At 70.8% G+C, this 21,554-nt stretch carries 14 protein-coding genes and 1 pseudogene; 8 read left to right on the top strand and 7 right to left on the bottom strand.

What is annotated here, in order from left to right; translation table 11 throughout:
- Positions 1-63 precede the first annotated feature (63 nt).
- Complete coding sequence (locus SAVERM_RS11750; RefSeq protein WP_037649993.1) at positions 64-1,524, top strand: ArnT family glycosyltransferase; 1,461 nt, start codon at positions 64-66, stop codon at positions 1,522-1,524.
- Positions 1,525-1,584: 60 nt separating this feature from the next.
- Here SAVERM_RS11750 and SAVERM_RS11745 read toward each other — a convergent pair whose 3' ends face one another.
- Complete coding sequence (locus SAVERM_RS11745) at positions 1,585-1,950, bottom strand: NYN domain-containing protein (protein WP_010983681.1); 366 nt, start codon at positions 1,948-1,950, stop codon at positions 1,585-1,587.
- Between the two features lie 114 nt (positions 1,951-2,064).
- Positions 2,065-3,174, bottom strand: a complete 1,110-nt coding sequence (locus SAVERM_RS11740; RefSeq protein WP_010983680.1) for an LCP family protein — start codon at positions 3,172-3,174, stop codon at positions 2,065-2,067.
- Positions 3,175-3,357: 183 nt separating this feature from the next.
- On the opposite strand from SAVERM_RS11740, the gene galE reads away from it, so the two are divergent.
- The 5 genes from galE (at position 3,358) to SAVERM_RS11715 (ending at position 13,182) form a co-directional block, all read left to right on the top strand.
- A complete protein-coding gene (galE, locus tag SAVERM_RS11735; protein ID WP_010983679.1) occupies positions 3,358-4,344 on the top strand; it encodes a UDP-glucose 4-epimerase GalE in 987 nt (328 codons plus the stop codon).
- Between the two features lie 83 nt (positions 4,345-4,427).
- Positions 4,428-5,543, top strand: coding sequence for a PLL family lectin (locus SAVERM_RS11730; protein WP_037649994.1), 1,116 nt, complete (start codon positions 4,428-4,430; stop codon positions 5,541-5,543).
- 40 nt (positions 5,544-5,583) lie between these two features.
- Positions 5,584-7,161 carry a PLL family lectin gene (locus SAVERM_RS11725; RefSeq protein WP_010983677.1) on the top strand — a complete coding sequence of 526 codons (1,578 nt, stop codon included), beginning with the start codon at positions 5,584-5,586 and terminating at the stop codon, positions 7,159-7,161.
- A gap of 304 nt (positions 7,162-7,465) precedes the next feature.
- Entirely contained in the window at positions 7,466-8,686 is a 1,221-nt protein-coding gene (locus SAVERM_RS11720; protein WP_010983676.1) for a CDP-alcohol phosphatidyltransferase family protein, read from the top strand.
- Complete coding sequence (locus SAVERM_RS11715) at positions 8,683-13,182, top strand: bifunctional glycosyltransferase/CDP-glycerol:glycerophosphate glycerophosphotransferase (protein WP_078234700.1); 4,500 nt, start codon at positions 8,683-8,685, stop codon at positions 13,180-13,182. Before SAVERM_RS11720 ends, SAVERM_RS11715 begins: the two co-directional genes overlap by 4 nt.
- 97 nt (positions 13,183-13,279) lie before the next feature.
- On the opposite strand, the gene SAVERM_RS11710 is transcribed toward SAVERM_RS11715, so the two are convergent.
- Both SAVERM_RS11710 and SAVERM_RS11705 read right to left on the bottom strand, forming a co-directional pair.
- Positions 13,280-15,406, bottom strand: coding sequence for a 3-hydroxyacyl-CoA dehydrogenase NAD-binding domain-containing protein (locus tag SAVERM_RS11710; protein ID WP_010983674.1), 2,127 nt, complete (start codon positions 15,404-15,406; stop codon positions 13,280-13,282).
- The gene (locus SAVERM_RS11705; RefSeq protein WP_010983673.1) at positions 15,403-16,629 is read right to left on the bottom strand and encodes a thiolase family protein; all 1,227 of its coding nucleotides are present in this window, start codon (positions 16,627-16,629) and stop codon (positions 15,403-15,405) included. The genes SAVERM_RS11710 and SAVERM_RS11705 overlap by 4 nt, the downstream gene beginning before the upstream one ends.
- 274 nt (positions 16,630-16,903) lie before the next feature.
- Between SAVERM_RS11705 and SAVERM_RS11700 the strand changes: the two are divergent.
- Positions 16,904-17,119, top strand: a pseudogene (locus SAVERM_RS11700) (carbohydrate ABC transporter permease); the annotation flags it as partial.
- Positions 17,120-17,122: 3 nt separating this feature from the next.
- Here SAVERM_RS11700 and SAVERM_RS11695 read toward each other — a convergent pair.
- The 3 genes from SAVERM_RS11695 to SAVERM_RS11685 all read right to left on the bottom strand — a co-directional run bounded on the left by SAVERM_RS11695 (position 17,123) and on the right by SAVERM_RS11685 (position 20,246).
- Positions 17,123-18,403 (bottom strand): ribonuclease D, encoded by a 1,281-nt coding sequence (locus tag SAVERM_RS11695; protein WP_010983671.1) that lies wholly within the window; start codon positions 18,401-18,403, stop codon positions 17,123-17,125.
- 223 nt (positions 18,404-18,626) lie between these two features.
- Positions 18,627-19,289: a response regulator transcription factor gene (locus SAVERM_RS11690; protein WP_010983670.1), complete on the bottom strand. Its 663-nt coding sequence runs from the start codon at positions 19,287-19,289 to the stop codon at positions 18,627-18,629.
- Positions 19,290-19,616: 327 nt separating this feature from the next.
- Positions 19,617-20,246: a DUF3000 domain-containing protein gene (locus SAVERM_RS11685; protein ID WP_037649997.1), complete on the bottom strand. Its 630-nt coding sequence runs from the start codon at positions 20,244-20,246 to the stop codon at positions 19,617-19,619.
- Positions 20,247-20,476: 230 nt separating this feature from the next.
- Here SAVERM_RS11685 and hemE point away from each other — a divergent pair, with 230 nt between their 5' ends.
- On the top strand, positions 20,477-21,544 hold the full coding sequence (hemE, locus tag SAVERM_RS11680; RefSeq protein WP_010983668.1) for a uroporphyrinogen decarboxylase: 1,068 nt from the start codon (positions 20,477-20,479) through the stop codon (positions 21,542-21,544).
- The last annotated feature ends 10 nt before the right edge of the window (positions 21,545-21,554 follow it).

Here is a 21,554-nt window from a genome sequence, read left to right as displayed (position 1 = left end):
CGACGCCCCGGCCCCGTATGTCCCGCTTCGGTGGAGACCGCGGGGCCGGATAGCGTGCTCCGTATGCTCGTCGAGCCCCTTGACGCACCACGTTCCGTAGTCGCACCGAGGAGGGAGCGCGGGTACTGGAGCCGGCTGCTGCCCCCGCTGACGGTGCTGGCCTGTCTGACGCGCGTCCCCTCGTTCGTACGGCCGCTCTGGAGCCCCGACGAGGGCTATCTCGCCGTACAGGCCCGGATGCTGGCGGGCGGCGGAGAGCTGTACGAGACGGTCGTGGACCGCAAGCCGCCGCTGCTGCCGTGGCTGTACCAGGGCGCGTTCGCGGTGTGCGGCTCCGGGTCGCTCACCTCCGTGCGGGTGCTCGCGGTGCTGGCACAGCTGCTGACCGCGGTGCTGCTCGCGTCGCTGGCGAGGCGCCGCTGGGGCGACGGGGCGGGCCGTACGGCGGGCGTCCTGTATCTGCTGGCCTCCGTGGGGCTCAACCCCCAGGACGCGCAGGCCGCGACCTTCGAGGTGTTCATGCTGCCGTGCACGGCCGCCGCGATGTGGTGCGCGGACCGGCGCCGATGGGGCGCGGCGGGGGCGGCCGTCGCCTGCGCCTTCCTGGTGAAGCAGACGGGCGGCGCGGTGCTGGTGCCGGTGGTGTGGCTGCTGTGCCGCGGCGGTGTGTCACGGACGGGCCTGGTACGGCTGGGAGCCGGGGCGATCGTGCCGGTGCTGGGCGCGGCTGTGCTCACCGATCCGGCGGGCTTCGTGTTCTGGACGGTCACGGGATCGGGCGCCTACGCCGCCTTCACCGGCTCCGAACTCCACGTACTGACCCGGGGACTGACCAACACCGCGATCCTCGCGGTGGCCTGTGCCGGGCTGATTCCCCCGGTGGTCCGCGTCCTGCGCCGGGCCCGTACGGGCCCGGCGGAGCTGTGGCTGTGGCCGGCCTCGTCGGCGGTGGCGGTGCTGCTGGGCTTCCACTTCTTCGGCCACTACTTCCTGCAACTCATCCCGCCCGTCGCGCTGTTGGCGACGGCCGCGTTGCAGGCCCTGCCGCGCGACCGCATGGTGACCGCGGTGTTCACCTCCGCGTGCTGCTGCACGCTGTTCCTGACGTGGGGTCTGCTGGCGCCCCGCTCCGACCTCGCCCACGCCGAGCGCCTCGCGGACGCGGTGGTCCGCCGCACGGCACCCGGCGACCCGGTCCTGGTCTGGGGCATACACCCGGAGACGTACTGGCTCGCCGACCGTGCCCCCGCCAGCCGCTACCTCACGGCGGGCCTCCTCACCAACTACAGCGGAGGCCGCGACGGGCCCCAGGTCGGGGAGAGGTACGCGGTCGAGGGCGCCTGGCCGGCCTTCCGCGCGGAGCTGGCCGCGCACCCGCCGGCCCTGATCGTCGACGACTCCCGGGACAAGCCGTACCGGCCGGAGCGGGTGCCGTCGCTGCGGCGGATCCTGGCGGCCGGGTACGAGGAGGTGGGGCGGGTGGAGGGGGCGGTGCTGTACGCGCCCGCGTCCGGACGGGACTGACGTGGCGCGGTACGCGGGGCGACGTCGTCGACGGCCTCGGCGATCTCGTCGTACCGGTGATCAGGACGGACCGAGCACCGCCCGGGGCCCGGCCACCTCGGCCCCCGACTCGCGTACCCTGCGCCGCAGTTCACGGTCGGCGGTGACCACGAGGCGGTCGCGCCCGGCCGCCTCGGCGGCCAGCTCGGTGATCCGGTCGTCCCCGCTGCCGGGAGCCGACTCGACCCGTACACCGGGCACGGACTCCACACCGCGTGCCGCCCCCTCGACCACGAGCACGATCTCCACCGGCCCCTCGGCTCCCGGCACCCCGTCCCGCGCGAGCCGGTCCCGCAGCCGTTCCGCCGCGCCCCGGCGGTCGCGCCACCAGCCGTCGGGGACGGAGCCGATGACGTTGGCGGCGTCGATGATCACAAGAGTCGTCACGCGTTTCCTCCTGGGCCCTGGGCGGGGTTGCCGAGTCCAGTGTGGGCGCTGGGACGGAAACGGGCGAATTGCCCTGGTGCCCCGCGGCCGGCGCGGGGCCCGGCCGTCGGGCCGTCACGAAGCGGACGACGTCCCGCCGGTCGCGGGTGACTTCTTCGCCGACTCCGGGATGGTCGCGTCCGTTCGGAGCGCCTTCCAGAGCGTCGTTGCCTGCGGCTCGGCGGCCACCACCCGGTTCGGGTCGGCCTTGTCGTACGCCACCGGAAGCATGATCGTCTCCATGGTGGACGGGTCGACGCCGTTCATGCTGCGGCCGAACTCGGCCAGCTTGGTGAGGGAGGCGAGACCGGAGTCCGTGGTGAGCGACTCCGTGAGGTTGTTGGCGATCTTGTACGCCTTCGTGGGGCTGCCCAGCAGATCCTGCTGCTTGATCTCGGAGAGCAGGGCGAGCATGAACTCCTGCTGGAGGCCTATGCGTCCGAGGTCGCTGCCGTCCCCGATGCCGTGCCGGGTGCGGACGAACTGAAGGGACTGGGTGCCGTTGAGCTTGTGGGTGCCGGCGGTAAGGTCCAGGCCGCTCGACGTGTCGTGGATGTCCTGGTCGACGGTGACGGTCACACCGCCTATGGCGTCCACGAGCCCCTTGAACCCGGCGAAGTCGATCTCCACGAAGTGGTCCATCCGCACCCCGGACATCTGCTCCACGGTCTTGACCACACACGCCGGACCGGCCTGCGAGTAGACCGAGTTGAACATCACGCGCTTCGCCGAGGCGAGCGTGGAGCCGTCCGACTTGGCGCACTCGGGACGGGTCACGAGGGTGTCGCGGGGGATGCTGACGGCGACGGCCTTCTTGCGGCCCTCGGGTATGTGCATCACCAGAGCGGTGTCGGAACGCGCCCCGGAGACCTTGCCCGTGTTCAGCGAGGCGTTCTTGCCGGCACGCGAGTCGGAGCCGAGGACCAGGATGTTCTGGCCGGAGGTGGCCAGCTTCTCGGGCCGGTCGTCCCCGAGCGCCTTGTCGATGTCGACGCCCTCGATGTTGTTGTTGAGGTCGCTGTAGAGCCAGTAGCCGGTGCCGGCCGCCGCGAGGACGAGGATCAGCAGGGCGAGCAGGATCTTCCGGCCTGTTCGGCGGCCTCCGGGCCGCTTGCGTCCGCGACCGCCGCGTCCGCGGGGTGTCTCACCGGTGCTTCGGCGCTGGGGCGTCGAGACATGGCTCATCCTGCCTGAGTCCTCGCTTGTCGTGCCCCTGAGGGCGGTGCTGAACGGCGTGGGGACCCGGGTGGGGGGAGTGGCCGGTCCGTGATCTGCCTGACTGAGCCTGCACTATAGACAGGTATTCAACTGTTCATGGTTGGATCGTGATGTATTCGTGAACAAGACCGAAAGAAATAGTATGCGGCCATGACTTGGTTGATCACAGGCGGGGCAGGGTTCATCGGGGCGCATGTCGTCCGCACGATGCTGGAGGCGGGCGAGCGGGTCGCCGTGTACGACGATCTGTCGACCGGAGACCCGGGCCGGACCCCTGAGGGAGTGCCCTTCGTGAAGGGCTCCACGCTGGACGGCGGGCTGCTCCGGCGCACCCTCGCCGACCTGCACATCACGGGTGTCGTTCACCTCGCGGCGAAGAAGCAGGTCGCGGAGTCGGTCGAACGCCCGCTGTACTACTACCGCGAGAACGTCCACGGGCTGGAGACCCTGCTGGACGCGGCCGCCGAAACCGGTGTGCGGAACTTCCTCTTCTCCTCCTCGGCGGCCGTGTACGGCATGCCCGATGTGAAGGTGGTGACGGAGGACACACCCTGTGCCCCCATCAACCCCTACGGCGAGACGAAGCTGGCGGGCGAGTGGCTGGTGCGTGCCGCGGGCCGCGCGCACGGCATGACCACCGCCTCCCTGCGCTACTTCAATGTCGCGGGGGCCGCCGACGAACGCCTCGCGGACACCGGGGTGTTCAACCTGATCCCGATGGTGTTCGAGAAGCTCACCCAGGGCACGGCGCCGGTGATCTTCGGTGACGACTACGACACCGAGGACGGCACCTGCGTACGGGACTTCATCCACGTCGAGGACATCGCCTCCGCCCATCTGGCCGCGGCGCGTGCGCTGACCGGCCGGGAGCCCGGCAGTGATCTGACGGTCAACATCGGCCGCGGTGAGGGTGTCTCCGTGCGCGAGATGATCGAGCTGATCGGCGAGGTGACCGGTTACGGTGCCGACGCGGCACCGGTGTCGGCCGCCCGCCGGCCCGGTGACCCGGCCCGGGTGGTCGCCGCGGCCGATCGCATCCAGGCGGAACTCGGCTGGTCGGCCCGGTACGACGCGCGCGCGATGGTCGCGTCGGCGTGGGCGGGCTGGTGCGCGCGGCATCCGCAGGCGCGGCGCTGACGGCCGGGCCGTCTCTCTACGATCCGGCGTGCGGGCCCCCGAAAGGACCGGGGGCCGACGCCTTGGGAAGGACGACGAAGACCATGCGGGCCACCTCCGCGCGTGCGAACGGGCAACGGCAGCAGCCGGTGGGCGAGGAAGCACTAGACCTCGCCGACCGGCCGGCGGCCGTGCGGTCGGGGCCGTGGCTCCTCCCCGGACACGACGGCCGGCTCCTCGCGTACGCGCTGGTGGACCAGGCGGTACTCCGCTGGACCGAGCGCCGGCCCGGCGGCCCCGACTGGCTCGGACCGGACGTCCTGCCGGCGAAGGGCCTGTCGCATCTCACGGTCGCCCAGGGCCGTAACCGGTACGCGCATCTCCTGGGCCGCCGGGTGCGTCCCGCGAAGGACGGTTCGCTCACCGTGGACCTGGTCTACGCGATCCAGTACCAGGCGGGCCGCCCCTTGAGCGAGTGGCGGTCGATCGGCAACCCGCACGCCAAGCGTGAACGCACCGCGCTCATGGGAGGCCCGACCGCCGCCGTCAACACCGCGGGCACCCTGTACGTCTTCGTGCCCACGGCGGAGGGCCGGGTCGCCGTCCGGCGGGAGGACACCCAGGGGCGCTGGGAGCCCTGGCTCGATCTCCAGGTGACCGCCGCGGTGGACACTCCGGCGGCCGTCTCGACGTCGACCGGACACGTGGAACTTCTCGCCCCGGCCCGCACCGGCGCTCTGACCTGGCATCAGCCGGAGCCGGGGGCGGTACTGCGGCGCGGGCACGACTTCGGCGTGATCCCGCTGCCCGGATCCGTGACCGGAGCGGAGACCTCTCCCGGCCGGGTCACGTACTTCCTGACCGATGTGCGCGGCGGCATGGTCGCCGTCCGCGCGGGGGAGTGGCCCGTTCCGCTCGGCGGGGACCCGGGCGACGGACGGCACGCGGTGGTGAGCACCACCCTCGACGGCTACCCCTGCACCGTGCTCGCCCACCGGGGCGCCGAGGGGCGCATCATGCTCGGCGTCTGCGTCGCGGAGGACGAGGGCAACGGAGTGTGGTGGACGGACACCGGCACGGCCTGCCTGGGGGATCCTGTCCTCGCGCTCGACGGGCGGGGGCGGGTGGTGGTGCTGGCCGTCGCCGCCGACGGCTCGCTGACCCTGGCCCGCCAGGAGGACGGACCGGGGCTGACACTCAGCACCTGGAGCCGGATATGACCCGGGTCGCCGCGGCACCCGGGGAGAGGGACGTGAGGGTATGACACGCAGGTCCGAGCGCAGAGCGGGCGGCGCCGTCGCCCAGGCGCCGGGAATTCGTCCGCACGTGGTGGCCGTGGTCGTCACGGAACCCGCGGCCGCGGTGCCACTCGTCACGCTCGAAGCGCCCGGCGCCGAGATCGCCGTCGTCTGCCTGCGGGCGGGGGCGAAGGAGGGCCGGGCGGCGCTCGACCGGGCTCTCGCGCAGGCCGCCGAGCGCGGCTGCCGCGTCCTGGGCGCTCCCCGGATCCTGGGGGGCGAGGGCGGCGACTCTGTCGCGGCGCTGCTCGACGAGCTGCGGGAGATCAACCCCGAGCGGCTGCACACCCTGGACCCGGACCCCGTTCATGTCTCGTTCGACGAGACGGGCGGAACGCCGGTGTACGACGAGCCGGCCGGGCACGCCGACATCGCGGCGGACGCGCTCGCCGCGGCACGCGCTCTCCAGTCGGAGACCGGAGAGCCCCTCTACGTCGACTGCCACCGGGCGAAGGCGGACGTACGCCTGGGCGCCGCGTCCTGCCTGCGGCATCCCGCCCCGGTGAACTGGCTGGTGGCGGGCTTCGACGGCCGGCTGACCGCCTTCCTGCCCACCGCCGCCGGGGTGGTGCGCTGGTTCCAGGACCTGCCGGACGGCACGGCCTGGCGCGGCCCCGAACCGGTGGAGGGCCCCGGTCTGCTGCCGGGGCTCACCGTGGTGCGCGATCCGCACGGCTTCCCGCACCTGTTCGCGCTGCGCAGGACGCGGCGCGGCGACGGCGGCGTGGACGTCGAGGTCGTGCACGCCGTGCAGTACCGCACCGGGCAGCCGCTGACGCCGTGGAACTCGCTCGGCGGCCCCAACTCCGGCGACTGGCGCAAGGGGCGCGAAGTCGGTTTCCCGACCGCCGCGTTCGACTCCGCCGGCAATCTCTTCGTCTTCGTACGGAACTTCGGACACAGCATCAGCTACCGCTGTCAGTCGGTGGACGGCGTCTGGACCGCGTGGCAGCACCTCGGGGGCACCCGGGTCGCCGACGACCTCGTCGCGGTGACCACCCCGCACGGCGGGGTCGAGGTCTACGCCCGGGCCCGCGACACGGAGGCCGTGGTCCGCTGGTATCCGGCGCAGGGGGGTGCCTGGACGGAGGACCGCACACCGCCGTTCGCGGCCCGGCCCGGCACCATGTCCCCGGCGCCGGAGCCGGGCAGCATCCACTTCCGCGACCTGCGGACCAACGCACCTTCCGCCTGGCGCCCGGGCGCCCAGGCGCCCTGTCCCCTCGGTGACGCGGAGGGCTCCGGGCCCGTGGCCGCGGCGTCGGGCGTCGAGATGGACGGCTGGGCGTACTCCCTGCTGATTCGGTCGGGTTCCGGCGGCGCCTGCGCGGTCGGCGCCTATCCCGAGGGCAGGCCCGGCACCGGGGTGTGGTGGCAGGACCTCGCGGAGCGGTCGTACGGCATTCCGGCCGCCGCCGTGAGCCGTACCGGGCGGCTGGCCGTCGCGACCAGGGCACCCGGACAGGGGCTGCTCGTCGCGCACCGGCGTGAGCAGGCGGGTTCCCTCGCCTTCGGCGACTGGCAGCCGGCCCGAGGCTGACCCCGGGCGGCCCGAGGCTGATCCGGCGGTCCGAGGCCGACCCCGGGCGGTCCGTGAGAGACCGGTAAGAGGACGGAAAGAGTCCGGTATAGCCGGATAGGAAATGGTTGTACGGGATCGCCTGTGATTAACGTCGCGATCAAGCCGTGGCCTATACACGTTCATTTTTGATGAGGCGTTGTTAAAGTTTGGATCTCTCGTGTGAAGCCCCTGTGAAACCCGGGGTTCACCTGTGAAAGCTCCCTGGGTCGCGACGGCGCAGCCGCAGGGCATTTTGTCCTGTCTTGCGCCTGGTTGAGGAGTTATGACCAAGCTGTCCCTGCGGGCTGTCCAGAAGCTGACCGTCAAGAAGCGGGATGCCTGGTGGACGGTCCTCCTTGTCGATCCCGTCGCCACGCGGATGCTGATCGTCCTCGCGCGTTTCCGGTTCATCACGCCGAACCGCGTCACCTGGGCCGCGCTGTTCGTCGGCCTGGCCGCGGCGGGCTTCTTCCTCAAGGGCGACCCCCAGTCCCTGCTCATCGGCGCGCTGCTCTACCACCTGAGCTTCATCCTCGACTGCATCGACGGAAAGCTGGCGCGGCTCAAGGGCAACGGCACCGTCTTCGGAGGCTGGCTCGACTACGTCTTCGACCGCATCCGCGTCCTGTTCTGCGCCCTCGCGCTGATGGGCGGTCAGTTCCTGCCCACCGACGACGAGCGCTATCTGGTCGCCGCGCTGGTCGTGGTCTTCCTCGACATGCTGCGCTACGTCGACGCGCTCCAGATCTACAAGATGCGCATGTCGATGCGCACGAAGATCGAGAAGATCACCAAAGCGCGTGAGGAGGAGGAGCGCGCCGCGCGCGGAGTCCCGGCCGACGCCGAGGGCGAGCAGGTCGTCTTCATGGAGGACCTGCTGCGGGACAACCCGGGCGCGGCGGCCGAGACCCTCCGCGAGGAGGCCGGCGCGGCGAACGTGGTGGACCTGCACGAGCAGTTCCGCGACCAGTTCCCCTGGTACACGCGCGTCCGCCGGGCGATGCTGCGCACCCGGATCCGGCCCCACCTCATCAGCGGCATCGAGTTCCAGATGTTCATCTTCATCGTGGGGCCGCTGATCGGTCAGATCCTGTGGACCACCGTGGTCTCCGCGGCCCTCGTGATGCTCTTCGAGCTCGTCATCATGTACAAGTTCTGGCTCTCCACCCGCGACTTCACCCGCGTCATGGAGGAGCTGAGTCCCGCCCCGGCCACCGTCGGGACCATCGCCCCGCATCTGCACCGGGGCCGCCACCGCCGTGCCGCGCAGGAGGCCCTGCTGGCCGACGAGCGGTACCGCGCACCGGAGGCCGAGGACGATCCCGGCTTCTGGCCCTACCCGCAGCCGAACGTCACCCCCCACGGGCACGACCTTCCGCAGCAGCACGACGGACTCCCCCATGTTCCCCGCCAGCACGCCGGCGCCGGGCCGCTCCCGCAGTACGGGACAGCCCAGTCCGGCGAGCGGCGCGGGGCACCGGGGGCGTGGGAGAACTCGAGATGAGACAGGTGCAGGACGGCGACAACTCCTGGGTGACGGTGGTCATCCCCGCGTACAACGCGGCGACCACCATCGGCAAGGCGCTCCAGTCGGCCGTGAACCAGACCTACGAGCTGGTCGAGGTGATCGTCGTCGACGACGCGTCGACCGACGGCACCATCGAAGTGGTCACCAACTTCGCCGGAAACAACCCGCGTGTGCGGGTGCTCCGTAGGAAGGAGAACAGCGGAGGCGTCGGGGCTCCCCGCAACTGGGGCATCGCACAGGCCGCAGGGCGCTGGGTGATGTTCCTGGACGCCGATGACGAACTGCCGCCCCGCGCCTGCGAGCGGCTCGTCGCGAGCGCGCTGGAGACCGGCAGCGACATCACCGCGGGCAAGGCGGTGCGGATCAACCGGACCACCGGCGAGTCCGAGCCCTGGGCCCCCGAGGTCTACGCGATGAGCCGCACCGTGTCCGACCTGGAGGAGTTCCCGCTCCTGCTCTCCGACCCCATCGCCGCCGCGAAGCTCTACAACGTCGAGTTCCTGCGCACGGCCGGAGTCTGGTTCCCCGAGGGCGTCTTCTACGAGGACACGTACTTCTCCACCGTCGCGGGCTGCCTCGCCAGGGGCATCACGGTCATCACCGAGCCCGTCTACCGGTGGATGTGGGAGTCGGACGGCGCGTCGATCACCGGCCGCACCGGCGAGCTGCGCAGCATCAGGGACCGCATCGCGGTGCACCGCGCCACGGACGCGTTCCTCCTCGAGCGGGGTCTGTGGTCGCTCAAGGTCCGCAAGGACTCCAAGTTCCTCTCGCACGACCTGCGGCTGTACATGCGGGCCCTCGCGGAGGGCGATGCCGCCTTCGAGCAGGGCTTCGCGGCGACGGTCAGCGCCTATCTGTTCTCCGTCAGCGACGAGGCGTTCGAGCTGTGCGGCCCCGTCGACCGGGTGCGGGCCTACTTCCTGATGTACCAGGAGACGGAAGCCGCCCTGACCACCCTGGACTACGCGCAGCGCAAGAGCGTCTTCTCCTCCTACCTCGTGGAGGAGGACGGCCGCGTCTACTGGTCCGGGGACCATCTCCACCTGCCGGACGCCCGCCGTCTGCTCGACGTCACCGAACTGGGCCTGGCCGCGGCACCCGTGTCCCAGGTACCGCTCTTCGCCCAGCTCAACAGCTGGCAGGTGGAGGGCACGAAACTCACCTTCGACGGCGAACTCGTCAACCGCTTCGGCCGGATCACCGCCGACGACACCATCAGTCTGTCCCTGGCCGTACGGAACCGGCACACCAAGCGGGACGTCGTCGTCCCGATCCCCAAGGTCTCCGTCGACGAGCGCTTCGTGACCTTCGAGGGCAGCGCGGACCTGGTCCGCGTGCTCGGCGACGACCTCTCCGAGGCCACCGTGTGGAACGTCTCGGTCGTCGTCGAGTGGAATCGCAGCCGGTCGCGCTCCGCGCTGAACGTGCGCGACATCGACCTCGACGGTCTGCACTTCACCCGGGAGGACGAGGAGTTCGAGGGATACCGCACCGTCAGCGGCAACCTCGCCTTCCGTTCCGCGACCGCGAGCCGGCGCACCTTCGAGGCCGAGCAGAGCGACCCGAACGCACCGTGGATGTGGTGGCGCGACCGCATCCATCCGCCGATCCGTCAGCTCACCCACCGCTTCGAGCTCGCGGTGGTCGTCCCGTGCTACAACGTGGCCAAGTACCTGGACGACTGCCTCGCCTCCATCGCGGCCCAGCGCGGCTTCGCCGCCACCCAGGTCATCCTGGTCGACGACGGCGCCACCGACGAGACGCCGCGCATGCTGGACCACTTCGCCCGCTTCTACGCCAACGTCACCGTCGTGCACCAGCGCAACGGCGGCCTGGGCAACGCGCGTAACACGGGCCTCGACCAGGTCAGCGCCCCCTACGTCACCTTCCTCGACTCGGACGACATCCTCGGCGAGGACGCCCTCGCCGCGATGCTCGAAGCCGCCCGCCGCGACGGCTCCGAGGTCGTCATGGGCGACCTCGTCAACTTCCCGGACCGGCCCTACGGCCCGTGGAAGGAGTACTTCGGCGACGGCGACCGGGTCTTCCACGACTTCGCCGACGCCCCCGACATGATCTTCAGCGGGTCGGCCTGCAACAAGCTGTTCAGTACCAGGCTGCTGCGCCGCCTGGGCCTGCGGTTCGGCGAGGGCGTGCACTTCGAGGACGCCTGGCTCACGCTGCCCGCGATGCTCCGCGCGAACTCGCTCAGCCTCGTCGACCGTCCCGTCTACTACTACCGCGGACGCCCCGACGGCTCCTCCATCATGGACTCCCTGTGGAGCAAGCCGGCCAACTACGTGGACCACCTGCGGCTCAACCACTTCCTCCTGAACTACAGCGCCGAGGAACGCCCCGAGATCCGCCGCATGTTCCACCGGTACGCCACCCGCACGTACAAGGGCTTCCTGTGCAACGCGCGCAACGTCATGGGCCGTACGCAGCTGGCCGAGATGTTCGCCGACCTCCACCGGCACTACGCGCAGATTCCCGACGACGTGATCGTCGAGTTCGTCACCAGCCCGGCCCAGCAGCTCGACCACTACGCCGCCAAGAGCGGGAACTTCGAACTGTTCTGCGACCCCGAGCCGGCCCTGGCCGCGGCGCCCCTCCGTTTGGAGCTGGACGACGACGGGTTCTACCGGACCTTCGCCGGAGGAGTCCGCCCGAGCACCACCGCCCGCGTCAAGGACCCCAATGTCGTGGTGGAGAGCGTCCGCGCCCGCGACGACGTGCTGGTCGTCGAAGGCTGCATGGCCTTTCCCGGAGTCGACCTGAGCGGCCCGATGGACAACCGTCTCGAGCTGGTCTACCAGACCCGCCACAGCAAGGTCACCGTGCCGCTCACCCAGGTGTACCGGCGCGACCTGTGGAACGCCCGCAACGGCCGCGACCTGTACGCGGGCTGGCACGCGGAGCTGCCCGCCGAGGTGCTCGCGGACAGCGGCTTCGGCGTCGGCGACCTGCGCCTGCGCGTGCACCTCGCCGACGGCAGCCGCCACCGCAACGTCGTGATGAAGGCACGCCTCGCGCTGCACCGGCTCAAGGGGCCGGGCCGGGTCGGCCCCTACCGCTACATGCTGACGATCGCCGCGCAGGACGCCCTGCACCTGCGGCTCGTCGCCTCCGGCCCGGCGGCCCGGGTCCGGCACGCGCTGTGGCGGGCCGGGCGAGAGCTGCGCATCCTCAAGACGCGCAACCCCGGCTGGCGCATGCGGTTCGCCTACTGGCTGACCTACCCGTTCCTGAACTCCAAGGAGATCTGGCTCATCGGGGAGCGCTCCGACACGGCCCAGGACAACTCGTACCATTTCTTCAAGTGGATCCGGCAGAACCGCAAGCGCCGCAAGGCGTACTACGTGATCGACGGCGCGTCCGCCGACCGCGCCAAGGTCGCGCCGTACGGGCGGGTGCTCACGCTCGGCAGCTTCAAGCACCGCGTGTACCTGCTGCACGCGACCAAGCTCATCGGGTCGTACGATTCCGAGTCGTATCTCGTCCCCGAGGGCTACAAGAAGGCGCTCTTCCTGCATCGCTTCGGCGAACTGGTCAAGTACCAGCGGGTGTTCCTTCAGCACGGCGTCACCTACAACGATGTGACGACCGGTGCCGACCAGCGCATCGCCAGCTACGACCTGCTGGTGACGGCGGGCCGGCAGGAGCGCGACTTCATGGCGCTGGAAGCCGGGTACGGCGACCGGGCCAAGCCCGTGGGCTTCCCCCGCTTCGACGCCCTCCAGCGTGAACCGAGGGACAAGCCGCGCATCCTGCTCATGCCGACCTGGCGGCAGTGGATCGTCACCGCCTCCTACAAGAAGTCGGCCGGCCCGGCGAAGACCAACTTCACCCAGTCCGAGTACTACCGCTTCTACCGGTCACTGCTCTCCGACCCCCGGCTGGGCCGGGCGCTCGACCACTTCGGTGTGGACCTGGAGTTCTTCCCGCACTACGAGATCCGGCCTTACCTGCACAACTTCAAGTTCTCCTCGCCGTCCATCGAGGTCGCCGACCCGCACACGCGCAACGTCCAGCAGGCCATGAAGGAATGCTCGCTGATGGTCACCGACTACTCCTCGGTGTTCTTCGACGTGGCCTACATGGGAATCCCGCTCGTCTACGTCCCCTTCGACGAGGAGGACTTCTACGGGCGGCACTACAAGCGCGGCTACTTCAACCTCTCCGAGGACGGCTTCGGCCCGGTCTGCCGGACCGTCGACCAGGCCGTCGACGAGATCATCGAGGTCGTCCGCCGCGGTTTCACCGTCGAACCGGCCTACCGCGCGCGCGTCGAGGACTTCTTCGTGCACCGCGGGGGAGGCAACTGCCAGCGGGTCTACGAGGCCATCGACGCCATGGGCGACGCGAGCGCGGCGCAGCTGGCACCCCCGGCACCCGTGGGCGCGCTCATGCCCGGCCGGTCCCGGTCGCCCGAGGGGGCGGGGCGGCACGGCTGGGTCGACGCGGCCTGACACCGGCCCCGGCGACCGGGCCCTTATGCCCCGTCGCCCGGAACAAGCAGAGAGGACCCCCGCCGTGGCGGGGGCCCTCTTCGTGTACGAGGCGGTGTTACGCGGGAACCGAAGCCACCCCGGCCTCGAGGAACCGCTTGCCGTTCGCCCGCTCGCTGACGCCCTCACGGTCCAGGTACGGCGTGATGCCGCCCAGGTGGAAGGGCCAGCCCGCGCCGGTGATCAGGCACAGGTCGATGTCCTGGGCCTCGGCGACGACGCCCTCGTCGAGCATCAGACCGATCTCCTGGGCCACCGCGTCCAGGACGCGGTCGCGGACCTGCTCCTCGGTGAGGACGACATCGCCCTGCTTGAGGAGCGCGGCGACCTCGGGGTCCAGCTCCGGCTTCCCGGAGTCGTACACGTAGAAGCCGCGCTTGCCCGCCTTGACGACGGCCGCGAGGTTCGGGGAGACCGTGAAGCGGTCCGGGAAGGCCCGGTTGAGGGTCTCCGAGACGTGCAGACCGATCGCCGGGCCGACCAGCTCCAGCAGGACGAGCGGGGACATCGGCAGGCCCAGGGGCTCCACCGCCTTCTCCGCGACCTCGACCGGCGTGCCCTCGTCGATGACGTTCTGGATCTCGCCCATGAAGCGGGTGAGGATGCGGTTGACGACGAACGCCGGGGCGTCCTTCACCAGCACCGCGGTCTTCTTCAGCTTCTTGGCGACACCGAAGGCCGTGGCCAGGGAGGCGTCGTCCGTCTGCTCGCCGCGGACGATCTCCAGGAGCGGGAGGATCGCGACCGGGTTGAAGAAGTGGAAGCCCACGACCCGCTCGGGGTGCTTCAGCTTCGACGCCATCTCGGTGACCGAGAGGGACGAGGTGTTGGTGGCGAAGATCGCGTGCGCCGGGGCGACCGCCTCGACCTCCGCGAACACCTGCTGCTTGACGCCGATCTCCTCGAAGACGGCCTCGATGACGAAGTCCGCGTCGGAGAAGCCCTCGGCCTTGTCCAGCACACCGGAGACCAGCGCCTTGAGGCGGTTGGCCTTGTCCTGGTTGACGCGGCCCTTGAGCAGCAGCTTGTCGATCTCGGCGTGGACGTAGCCCACACCCTTGTCGACGCGCTCCTGGTCGATGTCCGTCAGGACGACGGGCACTTCGAGGCGGCGCAGGAACAGCAGCGCCAGCTGCGAGGCCATCAGGCCCGCGCCCACGACGCCGACCTTGGTGACCGGACGGGCGAGCGACTTGTCCGGCGCACCCGCCGGGCGCTTGCCGCGCTTCTGGACCAGGTTGAAGGCGTAGATGCCGGAGCGCAGTTCGCCACCCATGATGAGGTCGGCGAGGGCCTGGTTCTCGGCGTCGAAGCCCTGCTGGAGGTCGCCGTTCTTGGCGGCGGCGATGATGTCCAGCGCGCGGTAGGCGGCCGGGGCCGCACCGTGCACCTTGCTGTCGGCGATGAAGCGGCCCTTGGCGACGGCCTGGTCCCAGGCCTCGCCGCGGTCGATCTCCGGACGCTCCACGGCGATCTCGCCCTTGAGGACGGCCGTCGTCCAGAGCAGCGACTGCTCCAGGAAGTCCGCGCCCTCGAAGATCGCGTCGGCGATGCCGAGGTCGTAGACCTGCTCGCCCTTGAGCTGCTTGTTCTGGTTGAGCGAGTTCTCGATGATCACCGAGACGGCCTTGTCCGCGCCGATCAGGTTCGGCAGGATCGTGCAGCCGCCCCAGCCGGGGACCAGACCGAGGAAGACCTCGGGGAGCGAGAACGCCGGCAGCGCCGCCGAGACCGTGCGGTACTGGCAGTGCAGACCGACCTCGACACCGCCGCCCATCGCGGCACCGTTGTAGTACGCGAAGGTCGGAACCGCTATGCCCGCGAGGCGCTTGAAGACCTCGTGGCCGCCCTTGCCGATGGCGAGCGCGTCGTCGTGGTTCTTCAGGAGCTCGACGCCCTTGAGGTCCGCGCCGACCGCGAAGATGAACGGCTTGCCGGTGATGCCGACACCGACGATCTCGCCGGCCGCGGCCTCCTTCTCGACCTGGTCGATGGCGGTGTTGAGGTTCGCCAGCGACGCCGGGCCGAAGGTGGTCGGCTTGGTGTGGTCGAAGCCGTTGTCCAGCGTGATGAGCGCGAAGCGCCCGGCGCCGGAGGGCAGGTCGAGGTGACGTACGTGCGCGGACGTCACGACCTCGTCGGGGAACAGCGCGGCCGCACCCTTCAGGAGTTCAGTGGTGCTCACTTGTCGCCTCCGGCGTCCTTGTGGTGCGGGTTCTCCCAGATCACCGTGGCGCCCATGCCGAAGCCGACGCACATGGTGGTGAGGCCGTAACGGACCTCCGGCTGCTCCTCGAACTGGCGGGCCAGCTGCGTCATCAGACGCACGCCGGAGGAGGCCAGCGGGTGACCGAACGCGATGGCGCCGCCGTACTGGTTGACGCGCGCGTCGTCGTCGGCGATGCCGTAGTGGTCGAGGAAGGCGAGCACCTGGACGGCGAAGGCCTCGTTGACCTCGAAGAGGTTGATGTCCTCGATCGACAGGCCGGCCTTGGCGAGGGCCTTCTCGGTCGCCGGGATCGGGCCGTAGCCCATGACCTCCGGCTCGACGCCCGCGAAGGCGTAGGAGACCAGGCGCATCTTGACCGGGAGGTTGTGCTCGCGGGCGAAGTCCTCGGACGCGATGATCGAGGCGGTCGCACCGTCGTTCAGACCGGCCGCGTTACCGGCGGTGACCCGGCCGTGGACGCGGAAGGGGGTCTTGAGGCCGGCCAGGTTCTCCAGCGTCGTACCCGGGCGCATCGGCTCGTCGGCGGTGACCAGGCCCCAGCCGGTCTCACCGACCTCCGCGTTGGTGTTGCGCACCGAGACCGGCACCAGATCCTGCTGGATCTTGCCGTTGGCGTACGCCTTGGCGGCCTTCTCCTGCGAGCGCACGGCGTACTCGTCGGCGCGCTGCTTGGTGATGTGCGGGTAGCGGTCGTGCAGGTTCTCGGCGGTCATGCCCATGAAGAGGGCGGACTCGTCGACCAGCTTCTCGCTGACGAACCGCGGGTTCGGGTCCACGCCCTCGCCCATCGGGTGACGGCCCATGTGCTCGACACCACCGGCGATGACGGCGTCGTACGCACCGAAGGCGATGGAGCCCGCCGTGGCGGTGACGGCGGTCAGCGCGCCCGCGCACATGCGGTCGATGGAGTAGCCGGGGACCGACTGGGGGAGCCCGGCCAGGATGCCGGCCGTGCGGCCGAGGGTCAGACCCTGGTCGCCGATCTGGGTGGTCGCGGCGATGGCGACCTCGTCGATCTTCTTCGGGTCGAGACCCGGGTTGCGGCGCAGCAGCTCCCGGATCGCCTTCACGACGAGGTCGTCGGCGCGGGTCTCGTGGTAAATGCCCTTCGGGCCCGCCTTGCCGAACGGGGTGCGGACGCCGTCGACGAAGACGACATCCCTGACGGTACGAGGCACGATGGCTCTCCTCCAGGGTGCGGGGTGGCACTGCTGCGCGGCGCACGCGACTGAGCGCGCGCTCACCTCTCCATGCTACTTGTGAGTAACCATGCTGCCCAGCCCCGGAGGCGGGAGCGGTGAAGGTCACATCCGCGGGGGTGCCGTGGACCCTCCCGGGGCCAGGACGGGAGTGGGCACCGGAGGCGAGCCCGACCCCTCACCCCGTGATCACCTCGAACGACGTACCCGCCGCGTCCGCACAGAACGCGCCACCCGTGGTCGTGACGCTTTCACCGTCTGCGACGACTTCTGCCCGCCTTTCCGCTACGCGCCGACCGAGGATCTTGGCGTGATCTCGACGTCGCTGTTCCGCTTCAGGGGGCCGTTCGGCGCGCACTGGGGGACGATCTCGGCCGGTGCGGTGCTCGTCGTCCTGCCGACCTTGATCGTCTTCCTGTTCCTCCAGCGGTTCATCCGCAACGGGTTCACGCGGGCCGTGACGAAGTGAGCCTCAGGCCTTGGGGGGTGCGGCGAGGGCCGTCACCAGTACCGGCGTGACCTGCTCGATCTGCCAGGGCCGGGCCCCGTGGGCGGCGAGTGCGGCCGCCACCGAGTCGGCGTCCGCGAGCTTCGGCGGCTCCCAGCACACACGGCGCACGGTGTCCGGCGTGATCAGGTTCTCCTGCGGCATGTTCAGCCGCTCGGCGAGCGCCGACACCGCGGCGCGGGCCGCGGAGAGCCGGGCGGCGGCGGCCGGATCCTTGTCCGCCCAGGCGCGCGGCGGCGGAGGGCCGGTCACCGGCTGTCCGGGCTGCGGCAGCTCGGCGTCCGGCAGTGCCCTGGCCCGGTCGACGGCGGTCTGCCACTGCTCCAGCTGCCGGCGGCCCATGCGGTGCCCGAAGCCGTTCAGCGCGGCCAGGGCGTGTGTGTTCGCGGGCAGGGCGAGCGCCGCCTCGACGATCGCCGTGTCCCCGAGCACCTTGCCCGGCGAGACGTCCCGGCGCTGCGCGATCCGGTCCCGGGTCTCCCACAGCTCCCGTACGACCGCCATCTGCCGGCGCCGGCGCACCTTGTGCATGCCGGACGTACGGCGCCAGGGGTCCTTGCGCGGCTCCGGCGGCGGCGCCGAGGCGATCGCGTCGAACTCCTGCTGGGCCCACTCCAGCTTGCCCTGCCGGTCCAGCTCCTTCTCCAGGGCGTCGCGCAGGTCGACGAGCAGCTCGACGTCGAGGGCGGCGTAGCGCAGCCACGGCTCGGGCAGCGGCCGGGTCGACCAGTCGACGGCGGAATGCCCCTTCTCCAGTACGAAGCCGAGGACGCTCTCGACCATCGCGCCCAGGCCGACCCGCGGGAACCCGGCGAGCCGCCCGGCCAGCTCGGTGTCGAAGAGCCGCGTCGGCACCATGCCTATCTCGCGCAGACACGGCAGGTCCTGGGTGGCGGCGTGCAGCACCCACTCGACGCCGGAGATCGCCTCGCCGAGGCCCGAGAGATCGGGACAGGCCACGGGGTCGATCAGCGCCGTGCCGGCGCCCTCGCGGCGCAGCTGCACCAGATAGGCGCGCTGGCCGTATCGGTACCCGGACGCACGTTCGGCGTCCACGGCCACGGGGCCGCTGCCGGCGGCGAAGGCGGCGATCACCTCGGCGAGCGAGGCGTCGTCGGCAATCACGGGCGGAATGCCCTCGCGGGGCTCGAGCAACGGGGTCGGCGCCGTTTCGACGTCGTCCGGAGGGGCGCCTCCGGTGGTTCGCAGTGAGCTGTCTGCTGCGGTCTCTTGGGCGTCGGTCACCTGTCAAGGGTATCTGTGTATGGACAACGCCCGCCGACGGAACGTTCCGTCGACGGGCGTCTGGGGGTCGTAAACCAGTCACGTGTCACACGTGTCAGTGAATGTGGTCGGTGCATGTGGTCGGTGCAGCGCGTCGGCGGATGCGATCGGCGGTGTGATCGGCGGATGCGGTCAATGGGAGTGGTCAGGGGGTGTGGTCAGTGGGTGCCGTCAAGGGGTGCGGTCAGTGGATGATCCCGGTCCGCAGGGCCACCGCCACCATTCCGGCGCGGTCGCCCGTGCCGAGCTTGCGGGCGATGCGGGCGAGGTGGCTCTTGACGGTCAGTGCGGACAGGCCCATCGAGACGCCGATGGCCTTGTTCGACTGGCCCTCGGCGACGAGGCGCAGCACCTCCACCTCGCGTCCGGACAGTTCGCGGTAGCCGCCCGGGTGGCTCGGGGCACCCGGGGGGCGGCGGTGCATACGGGCGGCGGCGGAGCCGATGGGGGCGGCGCCGGGCCGGGTGGGCAGTCCCAGATTCGTCCGCGTGCCGGTGACGACGTAGCCCTTCACTCCGCCCGCGAGGGCGTTGCGGACGGCGCCGATGTCGTCGGCGGCGGAAAGAGCGAGGCCGTTGGGCCAGCCGGCGGCTCTGGTCTCTGACAGCAGGGTGAGGCCGGAACCATCCGGCAGGTGGACGTCGGCGACGCAGATGTCACGCGGGTTGCCGATACGGGGACGGGCCTCCGCGACGGACGACGCCTCGATGACGTCGCGCACTCCGAGCGCCCAGAGGTGGCGGGTGACGGTGGAGCGGACCCGTGGGTCGGCCACGACCACCATGGCGGTCGGCTTGTTCGGGCGGTAGGCGACCAGGCTTGCGGGCTGCTCGAGGAGAACGGACACCAGGCCTCCTGGGGTGCGGGGACGGGGCCGGCTCTGGGGATGAAGCCGGGACGAACCGTGCTTTCAAGGTCACAGAGGTCTTCGGCATCAAACCCGTGGTCCTTTAGAGAATGATCACGATTTGGTGAGTAACAATATGGGCAATTCGGACGCGCGAGCGATCACCCGAAGATCGAATCGGTTCGCTCCGCGTCATAACGGGTCAGAAAGTGGTCGTATCGACAAAAGGTCAGCGAGAGGGCCGCGACCGTGGGACAAGCGGCGGGGACCGGTGCGCACGAAGGGGCGGCTCCCGCTTTCGCGGGGCCGCCCCTCGGGGTCGTCGGGTCAGCGGGACTGCGGCCCCCGCCGCTGCGGCAGCGTCACCACGGAGGCGTCGGCGCCCGGGCCCGTCGGCGGCAGGCCCGCGATCTGGCACAGGAGATCGCACCAGGAGGCGAGGTGGGCGGCCGTGTCCGGGACGCCGCCCAGGCCCTCGCGCGGGGTCCAGGAGGCGCGGATCTCGATCTGGGACGCGGCCGGCCGCTCGCCGAGGCCGCCGAAGTAGTGCGAACTGGCGCGGGTGACCGTCCCGCTCGGTTCGCCGTACGACAGCCCGCGGGCCTCCAGCGCGCCGGTGAGCCAGGACCAGCACACCTCCGGCAGCAGCGGGTCCGCGACCATCTCCGGCTCCAGCTCCGCGCGGACCAGCGTGACCAGCCGGAACGTGCCCTGCCAGGCGTCGTGTCCGGCCGGGTCGTGCAGCAGGACGAGCCGGCCGTCGGCCAGGTCCTCGTCGTCCTCGACGACGGCGGCCTCCAGCGCGTACGCGTACGGGGCGAGCCGCTGGGGCGGCCGCGTCGGGTCGATCTCGATCTCCGGCCGCAGTCGTGCGGCCCTCAGTGCCTCGACAGAGGCGCGGAAGGGCAGCGGAGCCGTCTCCGTCCCATCCCGGTCCCCCTCCTTCGCGTCGTCCATTCCGCCAGCGCCGTCCGACAGTCGTCCCTGAGCCGCAGCCATGCGGGGAAGATTAAGGGGAAGGAAGCGCTCGTGCAGGGAGGGACACCCGTGCGAAGGGCCACTGTCCGGATCGCGCTGTGCGAATGTGCGCCCCCCGCCCCCTTCGCCCCCGCCCCCTTCACCCCCCGCCCCCTTTCGGGGCCCGGGCCCGGGCGGGGCTGTCGGTGGGGCGTGCGAGACTTTCCGTCGTGAGTGCCAACGACCGCCCCGCGACGGGCCAGCCGACAGCCACGTACGAGTCCGCCTTCCTCAAGGCGTGCAGGCGCGAGCCCGTGCCGCACACGCCGGTGTGGTTCATGCGGCAGGCCGGGCGCTCGCTGCCGGAGTACCTCAAGGTGCGCGAGGGCATCCCCATGCTCGAGTCGTGCATGCGCCCCGAGCTGGTCGCCGAGATCACACTCCAGCCGGTCCGCCGGCACAACGTGGACGCGGCGATCTACTTCAGCGACATCGTCGTACCGCTCAAGGCCATCGGCATCGACCTCGACATCAAGCCGGGCGTCGGCCCGGTCGTCGAGAAGCCGATCCGCACCCGCGCCGACCTGGCCCAGCTGCGCGACCTGACCCCCGAGGACGTCTCGTACGTCACCGAGGCGATCAAGCTGCTGACGGCCGAGCTCGGCGAGACCCCGCTCATCGGTTTCGCGGGCGCGCCCTTCACCCTCGCGAGCTATCTCGTGGAGGGCGGCCCGTCCAAGAACCACGAGCACACCAAGGCGCTCATGTACGGCGACCCGCAGCTGTGGGCCGACCTCCTCGACCGTCTCGCCGAGATCACCTCGGCCTTCCTCAAGGTCCAGATCGAGGCGGGCGCCTCCGCCGTCCAGCTCTTCGACTCCTGGGTCGGCGCGCTCGCCCCCGCCGACTACCGCCGCTCGGTGATGCCCGCCTCCACCAAGGTCTTCCAGGCCGTCGAGTCGTACGGCGTGCCCCGTATCCACTTCGGTGTCGGCACCGGTGAGCTGCTCGGCCTCATGGGCGAGGCGGGCGCGGACGTCGTCGGCGTCGACTGGCGCGTCCCGCTCGACGAGGCCGCCCGCCGCGTCGGCACCGGGAAGGCGCTCCAGGGCAACCTCGACCCGGCGGTCCTGTTCTCCACGACGGAGGCGGTGGAGACCAAGACCCGCGAGGTGCTTGATGCGGCCGCCGGTCTCGAGGGCCATGTCTTCAACCTCGGCCACGGCGTCCCGCCGACCACCGACCCGGACGCGCTGACCCGCCTCGTGGAGTACGTCCACACGCAGACCGCCCGCTGACCGGCCGAGG

This window comes from Streptomyces avermitilis MA-4680 = NBRC 14893, from assembly GCF_000009765.2.
Classification (GTDB): Bacteria; Actinomycetota; Actinomycetes; order Streptomycetales; family Streptomycetaceae; genus Streptomyces; species Streptomyces avermitilis.
This window is presented reverse-complemented; position numbering and strand designations above follow the sequence as displayed.